Annotated in this window: 15 protein-coding genes; 13 read left to right on the top strand and 2 right to left on the bottom strand. The window is 27.6% G+C overall.

All coding sequences use genetic code 11. The features are described 5' to 3' along the window. Positions 1-80 precede the first annotated feature (80 nt). From thiS to K0040_RS04435, 8 genes are all read left to right on the top strand, one after another. Positions 81-275, top strand: a complete 195-nt coding sequence (thiS, locus tag K0040_RS04470) for a sulfur carrier protein ThiS (protein ID WP_228107748.1) — start codon at positions 81-83, stop codon at positions 273-275. After that, positions 268-1074 carry a sulfur carrier protein ThiS adenylyltransferase ThiF gene (thiF, locus tag K0040_RS04465; protein ID WP_334302489.1) on the top strand — a complete coding sequence of 269 codons (807 nt, stop codon included), beginning with the start codon at positions 268-270 and terminating at the stop codon, positions 1072-1074. Before thiS ends, thiF begins: the two co-directional genes overlap by 8 nt. Positions 1075-1086: 12 nt before the next feature. After that, positions 1087-1857 carry a thiazole synthase gene (locus K0040_RS04460; protein ID WP_228107746.1) on the top strand — a complete coding sequence of 257 codons (771 nt, stop codon included), beginning with the start codon at positions 1087-1089 and terminating at the stop codon, positions 1855-1857. 12 nt (positions 1858-1869) lie between these two features. Beyond that, positions 1870-2973: a 2-iminoacetate synthase ThiH gene (gene thiH / locus K0040_RS04455; RefSeq protein ID WP_228107745.1), complete on the top strand. Its 1104-nt coding sequence runs from the start codon at positions 1870-1872 to the stop codon at positions 2971-2973. Next, positions 2973-3587, top strand: a complete 615-nt coding sequence (locus K0040_RS04450) for a thiamine phosphate synthase (protein WP_228107744.1) — start codon at positions 2973-2975, stop codon at positions 3585-3587. Before thiH ends, K0040_RS04450 begins: the two co-directional genes overlap by 1 nt. A gap of 167 nt (positions 3588-3754) precedes the next feature. Then, positions 3755-4468 carry a rhodanese-like domain-containing protein gene (locus tag K0040_RS04445; RefSeq protein ID WP_228107743.1) on the top strand — a complete coding sequence of 238 codons (714 nt, stop codon included), beginning with the start codon at positions 3755-3757 and terminating at the stop codon, positions 4466-4468. 158 nt (positions 4469-4626) lie between these two features. After that, on the top strand, positions 4627-5148 hold the full coding sequence (locus K0040_RS04440) for a hypothetical protein (protein ID WP_228107742.1): 522 nt from the start codon (positions 4627-4629) through the stop codon (positions 5146-5148). Between the two features lie 519 nt (positions 5149-5667). Then, a complete protein-coding gene (locus K0040_RS04435; RefSeq protein ID WP_228107741.1) occupies positions 5668-6765 on the top strand; it encodes an NAD/NADP-dependent octopine/nopaline dehydrogenase family protein in 1098 nt (365 codons plus the stop codon). Between the two features lie 253 nt (positions 6766-7018). Here the strand turns inward: K0040_RS04435 and K0040_RS04430 are convergent, their stop codons facing one another. Next, the gene (locus K0040_RS04430) at positions 7019-7861 is read right to left on the bottom strand and encodes a CvfB family protein (RefSeq protein ID WP_228107740.1); all 843 of its coding nucleotides are present in this window, start codon (positions 7859-7861) and stop codon (positions 7019-7021) included. Positions 7862-8077: 216 nt separating this feature from the next. On the opposite strand from K0040_RS04430, the gene K0040_RS04425 reads away from it, so the two are divergent. The 5 genes from K0040_RS04425 to K0040_RS04405 all read left to right on the top strand — a co-directional run bounded on the left by K0040_RS04425 (position 8078) and on the right by K0040_RS04405 (position 12560). Continuing rightward, positions 8078-8677 carry a GNAT family N-acetyltransferase gene (locus tag K0040_RS04425; protein ID WP_228107739.1) on the top strand — a complete coding sequence of 200 codons (600 nt, stop codon included), beginning with the start codon at positions 8078-8080 and terminating at the stop codon, positions 8675-8677. A gap of 411 nt (positions 8678-9088) precedes the next feature. Then, positions 9089-9286 carry a hypothetical protein gene (locus K0040_RS04420; RefSeq protein ID WP_228107738.1) on the top strand — a complete coding sequence of 66 codons (198 nt, stop codon included), beginning with the start codon at positions 9089-9091 and terminating at the stop codon, positions 9284-9286. Between the two features lie 345 nt (positions 9287-9631). Then, a complete protein-coding gene (udk, locus tag K0040_RS04415; protein WP_074920178.1) occupies positions 9632-10246 on the top strand; it encodes a uridine kinase in 615 nt (204 codons plus the stop codon). 320 nt (positions 10247-10566) lie between these two features. Then, a complete protein-coding gene (locus K0040_RS04410; RefSeq protein ID WP_228107737.1) occupies positions 10567-11058 on the top strand; it encodes a PH domain-containing protein in 492 nt (163 codons plus the stop codon). 14 nt (positions 11059-11072) lie between these two features. Continuing rightward, a complete protein-coding gene (locus K0040_RS04405) occupies positions 11073-12560 on the top strand; it encodes a PH domain-containing protein (RefSeq protein ID WP_228107736.1) in 1488 nt (495 codons plus the stop codon). A gap of 65 nt (positions 12561-12625) precedes the next feature. Here the strand turns inward: K0040_RS04405 and K0040_RS21005 are convergent. Further along, positions 12626-12709 (bottom strand): IS3 family transposase (locus tag K0040_RS21005; RefSeq protein ID WP_331476270.1); only part of this gene is annotated, 84 nt, incomplete at its 5' end.

The raw sequence follows: 12709 nt of genomic DNA, 5'->3' as shown, positions 1-12709 counted from the left end.
CATATGATATGTGATTACTACAAGCTTTACCTACGGGTAAGGCTTTTTTTATTGAAATAAAAAGGTGAGGAGGTGTAACGATGAAGGTTAATGGAAAAGTAGTAGAATTTCAAAATAATAAAACTGTATTAGATTTATTAAATGATTACAACTTAAATAAAGATAGAGTTGTTGTAGAGATAAATTTAGAAATTTTAGAAAATGAGCAATATGAAAACTATGTATTAAAAGAGCATGATGCAATAGAAATTATTAGTTTTATTGGTGGTGGTTGATTTGAAAATATTTGTTAATGAAATAGAAAGAGAAGTTGAAGATGATATAAGTATTTTTAAAATTAAAGATATTTTTAATAAGTTTAGTGATGTTGTAGTTTTGAATGGATTTCCTACTAATAAAGACGAAATATTAAAAGAAAATGATAGAGTAACTTTAATAGAAAAAGGAAAGAAACCCTCTATGAATGAACTAGAAAGTCTTATGATTGCAAGGCATACACCAAAAGCACATGAAAAATTAAAAGTAGGAAAGGTAGCTATTTTGGGCCTTGGTGGTCTAGGCTCTAATATAGCTATCTCTCTAGCTAGAATAGGTGTAGGTAAGTTGATTTTAGTTGATTATGATGTTGTAGAACCTTCAAATTTAAATAGACAACAATATTTTATTAATGATATTGGAAAATACAAAACAAAAGCAATGAAAGAACATTTAGATAAGATTAATCCATTTATAGATATTGAAATACATAATTCTTATATTACTAAAGAAAATATGAATTTTTTACATGAAGTAGATATAATAATTGAAGCTTTTGATGATCCAAATTGTAAAGCTGAAATATGCAATTTTGTTTTATTTCATATGAGAGAAAAATATTTAATAGCATCTTCTGGCATGGCAGGATATTATGACTCAAATCTTATTGTAACAAAGAAAATAAGAGAAAAATTTTATATATGTGGTGATTTTGTACATGAAGCAAAAGAAGGTGAAGGTCTAATGGCACCTCGTGTGGCAATTTGTGCAAATCACATGGCAAATTTGGCAAGTAAAATACTTATAGATTATATGTAGGGGGATAAACTAATGGACAAATTAATATTAGGTGGATATGAGTTTGATAGCAGACTTTTAATTGGGACAGGAAAATACGGATCAAATGAAATACTTCCAAAAGTAATAAAAGAAAGTGGTAGTGAAATAATAACTATGGCACTAAGAAGAGTAGATTTAGATAATTCTAATGAAAATATTCTAACATACATACCTAAAAATATGACAATTCTTCCAAATACATCAGGAGCAACAACGGCTGAAGAAGCTGTAAGAATAGCAAGAATATCTCGTAAAATGGGATGTGGGGATTTTGTAAAAATAGAGGTAATATCAGATACAAGATACTTATTACCAGACAATGAAGAAACAATAAAGGCAACTAAAATTCTTGCTGATGAAGGATTTGTAGTACTACCTTATATGAGTCCAGATTTATATGCAGGAAGAAGATTAATAGAAGCTGGGGCATCGGCAGTTATGCCACTAGGAGCACCAATTGGTTCAAATAGAGGTCTTAAAATGAAAGAGATGATAAGAATAATGATAGATGAATTGGATATTCCTATTATTGTTGATGCAGGTATAGGCAAGCCATCCCAAGCTATGGAGGCTATGGAAATGGGAGCTGCAGCAGTTTTAGTAAATACAGCCATATCATCAGCAGGGGACCCTATAATTATGGGAAAAGCATTCAAAATGGCAGTTGAAGGTGGTCGTGCTGCATTTCTTGCAAAAACTGGAGCTGTATCAGAATTTGCCAATGCATCTTCTCCTCTTACTGGTTTTTTAGGAAAATTGTAGGAGGTATATAAAATGAGTTTTTATGAGGTAATAAAAAAATATAAAGATTTTGATTTTGATGGATATTTTGAAAGAGTAAGTGATAATGATGTACTAAGAAGTTTATCAAAGGATAAGTTAAATCATAAAGATATACTTAATTTACTTTCACCTACAGCAAGAAAACATCTAGAAGCGATGGCTCAAAAAGCTAGAAAGTTAGCATTGCAGTATTGTGGCAAAACTGTAACCTTATATACACCTATTTATATTGCAAATTACTGTGAAAATCACTGTGTTTATTGTGGTTATAATTGTCATAGTGGAATAAAAAGAAAAAAACTATCTTTAGAAGAAATACAAAAAGAAGGGGAAGCAGTAGCTGCTAAAGGTTTTAAACATATTATTGTTTTGACTGGAGAAAGTGAAACAAAATCAAGTATTGAATATATAGGTGATGCTGTGGGAATTTTATCTAAAAAATTTACATCAATAGCTATAGAAGTTTATCCTATGGACGTAGAAGGATATACACACTTAGTTTATAAAAGTGTAGATTCACTAACTATATATCAAGAAACTTATGACGAGGAAGTTTATAAGAAAGTACATATAAAAGGTCCTAAAGCTGATTATGCATATAGACTAGATGCACCAGAAAGAGGAGCTATTGCTGGTATGAGATCATTATCCATAGGAGCATTGCTTGGACTTAGTGATTTTAGAAAAGATGCATTTTTCTCAATTTTACATGGAGAATATTTAAAAACAAAATATCCACATATAGAGCTATCATATTCTGCTCCTAGAATAAGACCTTTTAAAGGAAGCTTCCAAGATGTATTAGAGGTGGATGATGCTACAGAGTTTCAGATTTTAACTGTTATGAGGTTGTTTGATCCTCATGCAGCATTAAATGTATCAAGTAGAGAAACTCTATATATGAGAAAACATTTAATGCCCCTTGGTGTTACAAAATTAAGTGCAGCAGTGTCAACAGATGTTGGTGGACATTCTCAAGGAGAAGAAAATACAGCACAATTTAAAACTAATGATGATAATAGTATAGAAGAAGTAGCTAGTATGTTGAAATCAATTGGATATCAATATGTATTTAAAGATTGGGTGAGATTTTAATGTATTTGATAACAAATAGACATTTATGTGATGAAAATCATTACTTATCAGTTATTGAAGATGCCATAAGTAGCGGAGTAGAAAATATTATTTTAAGAGAAAAAGATATGAGTGATGAGGAGTTAACTGATTTGTACAATAAGATTGTGAGTAAAACAAATTACTTACATAATGAGTTTAATTTGATTATTAACAGTAATATAAATTTATATGAAAACCTTAATTTTGATGGTATTCATTTGCCTTTTAGAAGATTTATACAACTTGTTAAGGAAGAGTTTGTTTTTGAATATAATAAAATTTTAGGATTATCTCTTCACAGTACAAATGAAATTAATAGATTAGAAGAAATTATTAAAGAAAAAAATATAAAAGTAGACTACATAATCTTATCTCATATATACGAAACTAAGTGCAAGGAGAGTTTAAAACCTAAGGGAATAAACCTTTTAGAAGAAGGAAAAAAAATCACTAATATTAAGATTGTTGCACTAGGAGGTATATTACCAAAAAATGTTAAAGAAGTTTCAAAGTATGCAGATGATTTTGCTATTATGAGTACTTTATTTACGTGTGAAAATGTGAAACTAAAAATAAAAGAATACAAAATATAAGTTTTAAATTTTATAGATGAAATTTATTTATGTTTATTAATTATTGATTATTTTTATATTGATTTGCCTAAACAAGTGGGTTTGTTATAATGAAATGGATTAAGAAGTTGAATTATTAAAGTATATTATAAGAAACTATAATAAGGAATTTAGCTGGAGGGATAATCGTGAAATTAAACAAAAAATTTAAAGTTTTATCATTGGGGATGTTACTGGTTGTGACATTAAGCTTTGCAATAGGGTGTTCTTCAAAGGAGAGCGAAAAAACATATAACAAAATAGACTCAGCAAAAACACTAGAGCTAGTAAAGGAAACCAAAGAGACATTGGTAATAGACGTAAGAGGTGCAGATGCATACAAAAAAGGACATTTAGCTAATGCAATAAACATACCATTTGATAATTTTGAGGGAAAAATAAGTGAGTTAGAAGGCTATAAAGATCAAACAATAGTGTTAATATGTAATTCAGGAAAGAAAAGTGGAGAAGCAGGACAAATGTTAGTGGATAAAGAATTCACTAAAGTATACAATGCTGAAGATGGAATGGAAGAATATGATTATGATACAGTTAAATATACTAATGTAACTGGAAGTGAATTTGAGAAATTAGCAACAGAAAATAAAGAGGCTGTTATATTAGACCTTAGAGATGCTAAAGATTTTGAGAAAAGCTCAGTAGAAAATGCAGTTAATATACCAATGGATGAATTTGAAGCAAAAGCTAAAAAAGAATTAAAAAATAAAGACCAAGAAATATTATTATACTGCAATACAGGAACTAAAAGTTCTGAAGCATCACAGCTATTAGATAAAAATGGATATACAAATGTTACTAATTCAGTAGATGGCGTAAAAGAGTACGAATTTAAATTAAAATAATATATGAAATTTAAAGAGGCTAAATTAATAAATAATTTAGTCTTTTTAAATTTCATGAAATATAGGAGATAAAGTCACTTTATTTTGTTATGAATAAAAAGGATATCTATTTAATTTGTATAAATATACTTAGTATTACAAGTAAAGGGGCGAGTGAAATGAAAAAGAGCGGTATTTTTATGGTGATAATATCTATAGTATTCTTATTTTTTGTAAATGAACACTATAGATATGATGGATATAAAGAGGTAGAAATACCCAACATAGGAATTGCTAAGGTTCCTGAAAGTTGGTACTGTGGGAAAACAAAAGATGGATATATTTACTTTGCAAATATGCCTATAGAAAATGAAGGTTCAAAAGTTTATCTTATTCAGCATTCAATTAAAGATTACTCCTTAGCTAAAAACCAGTTAGAGTCAGAGCATTCCTTAGAGGATTACCATTTAGGTGATGTTATTTCAATTGAAAAAATATTTTTATCCCCCTACGGAAATAATAATGTTTATTCCAATGGGTGTAGATATCAATCTTGCAATTTTTATTTAAATAATATTAAAGTTGACAGTTACTATATTGATTTTGTAGGAAATAATAGTAGTAGTATATTTTTTATTGTTGATGATTCCATTGATATTAAAACAATGGAGGATATGACCAAATGGTTTGAAAAATATTAATAATTTATGTTATTGAAATTTTTTGAAAAATGAGTTATTATGTAAAATAACCTATTAAATTATCTTAATAGGTTATTTTTTTCGTAAATTAATAAAAAATCCTTAATAAATGCATTAAAGTAAAAGAATGAATATATAGAAAAAAGATTGTTATAAAATATTCAAAGTACCAACTTCAATGAAAGAGTTGGTTATGTAACTTTTGTTGAAATATATTTTTTAATTTGATTTTATATTTTAAAAAAGCTATAAAAGAAGGAATATGAATAGTTTGTAAGCTTTAATTACAAATATTTTTATAATAGAAAATGCAAAAAGAAGCGCTAAGAGAATAACAAACATAGCACTTCTTTTTTAAAAAAGAATAAAGTAACAAGTACAAGGCATGGCAAAAACTTGCCTAAATTATGTAGAATTACTATATATTATAAAGTAATTTCAAAAAATTATTCAATATTCATAAATTTATTTTTATGTATTATAAATAACAACAAAACACGAAGGGGGAAATCATATTATATGAAAGTAGAAAGAGTAGCAATATTAGGTGGTGGAAATGGAGGAATTACTGCAGCAGCAGATTTAACTCAAAAGGGATTTTTAGTAAATATATTTCAATCCAAAAGATTTTGTAAAGACTTACGATTTATTAAAAGAAATAATGAAATAGCTATGGAATATAAAGGTAAAAAATCAGTAGAAAAAATTAATTTAATAACTGATGACTTAGAAAAAGCAATTAAGGATTGTCAAATTATTATGATAACAGTACCAGGAATGGGAATAGAATATTTTGCAGAAATACTTGCTCCAATAGTTAAAGAAGATCAAGTGATTTTAATCAATTCCGCTCCAGCTATGGCTTCTGTTAGATTTGTAAAAAAAGCAAAAGAAATGGGCATAGAAAAAGACTTTAAAATTGGAGAAACCAATTCTTTAACTTATGCTACAAGAGCATATGTAAATGAAGGAAGAGTAGATATTTCTTTAAAAGCAGGAAAAGTTTATTTAGCTGGTTATCCATCATATAATACAGATGAAGTATTCAATGCCTGTATCCAAATATATGATTGTTTTGTAAAAGCAGATAATGTAATTGTAGTGAATTTAGAAAATCCTAATCCTTTAGTTCATCCAGGACCAACTTTATTAAATGCAGGAAGAATCGATTACACTAAGGGAGAATTTTGGTTATACAAAGAAGGTATAACTGAGCATACAGTAAACATAGTTAAAGCAGTAGAAAATGAAAGAGAAGCTGTAGCAAAGGCTTTAAACATTCAGTTAGAAGATACTAAGCAAGCTCGTATAAATAGAGGCTACTTTGCAAATGAAGACAAACCTTTGCATGAACTTTTTAACACAAGTCCAGTTTTTCAACATATAAAAGGTCCGGCAAGTGTGGAAGGAAGATACATGGTAGAAGATATATCAACAGGTCTTGTACTTTGGTCTGATTTAGGAAAAGTTTTAAATGTGCCTACTCCTAATATTGATTCTATAATAGTTCTTGGTGGAACATTAATAGGAAGAGATTTTTATAAAGAAGGATTAACTTTAGATAGTATAGGTCTTGGACACTTAAAGAATAAAGAGGACATTTTAGCCAATATATAATAAATTTTTAATAAAATAAAAGGGATATTAACATGGATAATTAAAAGAGGAGTAATAGAATAGCTATTACTCCTCACTTTATTTTTGTAAAACTTGTTTATTTTAAGCAACGGAGATACCTGAAGCATTAGCAAAGGTATATCGTTGGCGCCATAAACTTAACGAAGTAAAACTTGTTTATTTTAAGCAACGGAGATACCTGAAGCATTGGCAAAGGTATATCGTTGGCGCCATAAACTTAATGAAGTTAAGTTTATTTTAGGAAAGTTCCTTCTTCATTTTGTATTAATAGTTCCTTTTTCATAAGAACACCTAAAGCTCTTTTGAAGTTTTTCTTACTTGAATTAAATACAGTAGCTATTTCTTCAGGAGAAGACTTATCATTAAATCTCATAAATCCATCATTTCCTTCCATATAGTTAATTATAGCTAGTTCTAACATATCTAACTCAACTTTTCTTTCTCCTCTAGGAGTAAGTCCAAGTCTTCCATCTTCGTAAATTTTAATAACTTTAAGGTTTTCTAACTTATCTCCTATACTAAGTTCTGTAAAGTACTCGTTTCTTAATATGACTCCATCATACTTATTGTCTACACATATAGTTGCAGAATTGTTAGTTTGGAATCCGTAAACTATACCATCAACACTGTCACCAACATTATATGAATGTTCTACAGAAAGGTAAGGGAATATGTCAGTAGTAGCGGCAAGTCTACCAGTTTTATCTTCGTAAATATAGAATAAATATCTATTTCCTTTAGTCATTTCGTATTTTTGTGCTTTAAAAGGAACTAAGATATCTTTTGGAAGACCAATATCTACAAAACTTCCTATTTTTGTGTGAGCTACCACTTTTAAATAAGCAATTTCTCCAACTTGAGCCTTTGGGTATTCCATAGTAGCAGAAAGTCTTCCTTCAGAGTCTTTGTATATAAATACTTCTACTTCGTCACCAACTTCAATTTTATTTTTATTAAGTAGTCTATTGTGAAGAAGTACATCATCGCTAGTATGTCCAGTTTCAGCATCTAAAAAATATCCAAATTCAGCTTTTCTTTTAACTTTAAGCTTGTTATACTGTCCTAATTTTATCAAATTTTCATCTCCTTATTATGTTTGTAATATATATATCATAATTAAATATAATAACATATTTAGCCTTAATTATACTCAAAACTTAGAAGAATTTAAAAAAATTATTTTAACATAGTAAAAAAATAAAATAAATATTGCATTAACCTTCAATTGTATTATAAAATTACTTGTGGACTATATTTTACTATGCCAACGACAATAATGAGGAGGAAGACAGTGAGCAAGAAGATACGCCTAGCAACAGTAAAAGATTTAGCGAGAATACAAGAAATATATAGACCTTATGTTGAACAAGAAGATATTGTTGTAAACTCGGAGCATAGAGTACCAACCATGGAGGAATTAGAAGAAAGATTTGCTCTAGTAACTAAAGAATTCCCCTGGTTAGTATGTGAAATAGATGATGTAGTTGTAGCTTATGCATATGCAGGAAAGCCATTTAAAAGAGAAGGATACAAATGGAATGCAGAAGTTTCAGTATATGCTGATGGAAATTATCATGGAAGAAGATTAGCATCTGCCCTATATGAAAGTTTATTAGAATTATTAGAGACACAGGGGTATTACAATGTATATGCTTGTATATTATCAATAAACGAAAAAAGCATAAAATTCCATGAAAAGTATGGATTTAAAGTAATGAGTATTTTTCCAAACTCAGTGTATAAGCACGATAAATGGATGGATGTAATTTGGATGAATAAAGTATTACAAGAATTTAAAGACGATGTTAAAAACCCTGTATCAATATGGGATTTAGATAAAAAACTAGTGGATAATATATTAAATAAAAATGGGGATATAATAAAAGGGTAATAATATGGACACCAATCGGTTTATAAAAAAATATATAAAAACAAAGCTATCTTGATGAATGATATGATAATCATTACAAAAAGATAGCTTTTTTACTTTATACACAAGAGTTGTAAAATGGTTAAATTTAACCATTTTAAAAGCAACTCTTTTTAGGGAAATTCAAAAAGATGTATTGTATTATCACAGCTATTTGGGGGAGCTGTGATTCTTATTTTGATATAAGTATAATTTCTATTATATTTATAAAAATCCTTCAATGATAAAAAAAAATTATATTTAAAATCTTTATAAAAAAATAAAAAATTTTATATTTTGGAAATCAATTCTTAGTTTTATTAGTAATAAAAATATGTGGGTGTGGAAATCTATAATAAATCTATATTTTATAGAAGAAAAAAGGAGGCACATATGCGAAAAGTAAATCAAAGTAGAAAAGAACTCCATGAAACTGATATAAACAACTTTGTAAATCATGCAAGAAATTTGGAAGAATTAACTGATTTAATAGAAGATGAAAATGAAAAAGTAAGTAAAAAAATAAAAAAAGAAGGAAATTTCAAATTACCTTCTTATGAAGAAGTACATTATAGTAATGACAAATTTTAATTTAAAAAACTACTGGATAAATAATTCCAGTAGTTTTTTTATATTATAAATTATTATATATCTACTTATGTGTAAAAAAATGGTAAAAAAATATGTGATTATGTTATAATAAGTTGGAATAATAACTATTAATGCACGAATAAACTTAAAATGGTTTGATAATAATTTATAAGATACATAACATAAATAGGATAAGATTATTTGTATAATTGAAATCATATGGTTATTTTTCCCATGTTAATTATCCATGAAAATATGATAAAATATTTCAGATATAGATAATTAACGGACTTTTACGGCTGGGTAAAAGTAAGTGTAAAAATATATGAGTAGGTGGAAGATAATATGAAACAAGTGAGTGTTGTTGGTATAGCAGGTGGAACTGCATCAGGAAAATCAACTATAGTAAATTATATTAAAGAGTTTTTTAAGGATGATATAGAGTTAATTTGTCATGATAGTTACTACAAAGCAAATGATGATAAGACTCTTGAAGAAAGAAAAAATTTAAACTACGATCATCCATCATCTTTTGAAACAAAAAGAATGATAGAAGACATAAAAAATTTAAAAGCAGGGAATGAAATAGAAGTTCCTGTTTATGATTACACTAAACATACTAGAGCTAAAGAAACAGTGCTTGCTCACCCTAAAAAAGTTATTATAGTAGAAGGAATATTAATATTTGAAGATCCAGAACTTAGAGATCTTATGGATATAAAAGTATTTGTTGATACAGATGCAGATGAACGTTTAATGCGTCGTATATTGAGAGATACAAAAGAAAGAGGAAGAAGTGTAGAGTCAGTATTATCACAATATGTTAATACGGTAAAACCAATGCATGAGCAATTTGTAGAGCCCTCTAAAAAGCATGCGGATATAATAATACCAAGAGGTGGAGAGAATACTACAGGTATACATATCCTACAAGAGCATTTAAAATTAATATTAGGATAATTACTAAAAGCAGTTTATTATGAATTTAATAAGCTGTTTTTTACATTTTTAAGAAATTATAGTTAAATTTACGCTGTTGATAAACTCTGGAATTAAGTTATATCAACTCATTTAGGAAATGTAAAAAATGTATTTTTGAGCAACGGAGTTGCCTGAAGCGATAGCGAAGGCATCTCGTTGGCGACATGAGCGAAGCGAATTTTTTATGTTTCCTTAACAAATTGTAATTATAACTTTATAGGAATTATTTGTAAATTATAATATAATAAAATGAGTTAATAACTTAATGCACTTAATCCGTTTTGAAGGGGGGAAATTTAATGAAATATGAAAAGTTAAGCAAAATATCTATAAGTTGTATGTTTGTAGCCTCGTTAGTACAATTTTTAATAAGTAGTAGTATTTTATTTGTGATTTGGTTTATATTTGGTCATCATTTTCCACAAATTGTTGTAAACATAATGATAGGATTAGTTTTATTAGATTTTTTATACTTAATAGTATCACCAAAGATAAGATATGAAAGATATAGGTATTTGATAACAGAAGATGCTATTGATGTTAAAGAAGGATTTATATTTATAGAAAGAAATATAGTTCCTATAGAAAGACTTCACAAAATTGCCATAGAAAAAGGACCTATTGATAGAATGTTTAAACTGTCAAAAGTTATCGTTACTACAGCTGGTGGAGATGTTACAATTAGGTTTTTGGAAGATGAAAAGTCTGAATTTATAGCTGATACTCTTAAGAAGAAAATAAATGAAGTAGCTATAGATTCAAGATTAGACAAGCAAGGTAATTTATTATAAGGAAGGTGACATTTATGAGTAAAGAAAAATTTAGGTGTCATCCGAGTATTGTTCTTGAAAAAACATGTGGAGTTATTATAGCATTGTTTTTTATATTTTTTAGAAACTTAGATGATTTGGAGGAAATGGTAAAGGAAGGATTTAGTGGTGAAAACCTATTAATTTTAGGAGTTATTATGGGTGTCTTAATTCTAATCTTAATTTACAATATTATGGTTTGGGCTAAAACTTTTATAGCTATAGAAGAAAATACAATAGTCATTCAAAGAAATACAATTAATTCAAAGGAGAATACATTTGGAATTAGAAATATATCCAATGTAAACTTAGAACAAAATATTTTTGAAAGAATAATTGGAACTTATAAAATAAAAATTGATACGGATAGCTTATCTACAGCAAATTCAACAGATATAGAAATTGTACTTTCCAAAAAACATGCCTATGATTTTAAAAATAAAGTTTTATCTCTTATGAATAATGAAAATTTAAAGAATGTACAAAGTGGAGAAGATAATATAAGTATTGATGCGATAAGAAGTGAGATATATTTTGATGATGAAAACATAGAGTATGACATAGTTTATTCTGTAAATGATGTATTAAAGCATTGCTTTTATAATTTATCATTATTTGGCTTTATATTTAACTTAGCTATGATAGTATTTGCGGCATTTGCTTCAATCAAATTTGATGGAACCAAAGGCTTTTTTGCATTGGCCATAGTATTAATTACTTCTTGTTTTTCCATAGTTCAATTCTTTTTTGGTGATTTAATTAAATATTATAATTTTTCGATTAAACGTGAAGGAGATAAACTTTACATAAGCTATGGTTTATTAAAAATAAAAAAGTTTGCTGTGCCAATAAATAGGATTAATGCTTTAAATGTTAAGCAATCTTATATATCCAGAATATTCAAAAGGTATCAAAGTGACATAGTAACTATTGGTGTAGGAGATGATGACTCTGAAGGTTCTCAAATTTTATTATCTAGTAATAAAGAAGATTTTATAAAAAATATGAAAGTTTTGCTTCCAGAGTTAAATTTAGAAGAATACTTAAATTTGGAGAGAGAATCTAAAAATCATCATATAATAAAAATTATTGATGTTATACTTGGAACAATATTTTCTTCAGTGATTTTATATTGTATTTATAAGTTTAATACAGGTATTTCACCATTAATATTAGTGGGTATTGGTTTTGTAATATTTTTAACTTTAGTATTATTTTATTATATGATCTATATAACTCGTGGACTTTATATGGGTAATGAAAGTATGGCTATGTCCTGGGGTGTTTTTGCTAAAAAAATTAGTATTATAAAATATGAAAAAGTACAGTATATGGATGTTAAAGAAGGGCCTATAAGTAGTAAGTTAGGTCTGTGTAATGGCGAACTTCATATTTTAGCTAGTTTTGGCAATAATACAAGGACGTTGGGATACTATAACAATAGTTTCTTTGAAAAATTGAAAGAGAAAATTTTATTTAATTAATAGATGGAGTTACAACACAAATTTAAAATGGACCCTTTGTCAAGGACACTAGAAAAAACGACTGGCTAAGCCGTCATTAAAAGTTGACTTCTATACTTATTAGGAGTCAGCTTTTTTAAATTCCATTGACATCTATAATTATTGTAATA

The organism is Terrisporobacter petrolearius, assembly GCF_020748185.1.
Lineage (GTDB): Bacteria > Bacillota > Clostridia > Peptostreptococcales > Peptostreptococcaceae > Terrisporobacter > Terrisporobacter petrolearius.
The sequence above is the reverse complement of the archived record's forward strand: the minus strand, read 5'-3'. Positions and strand labels throughout refer to the sequence as shown.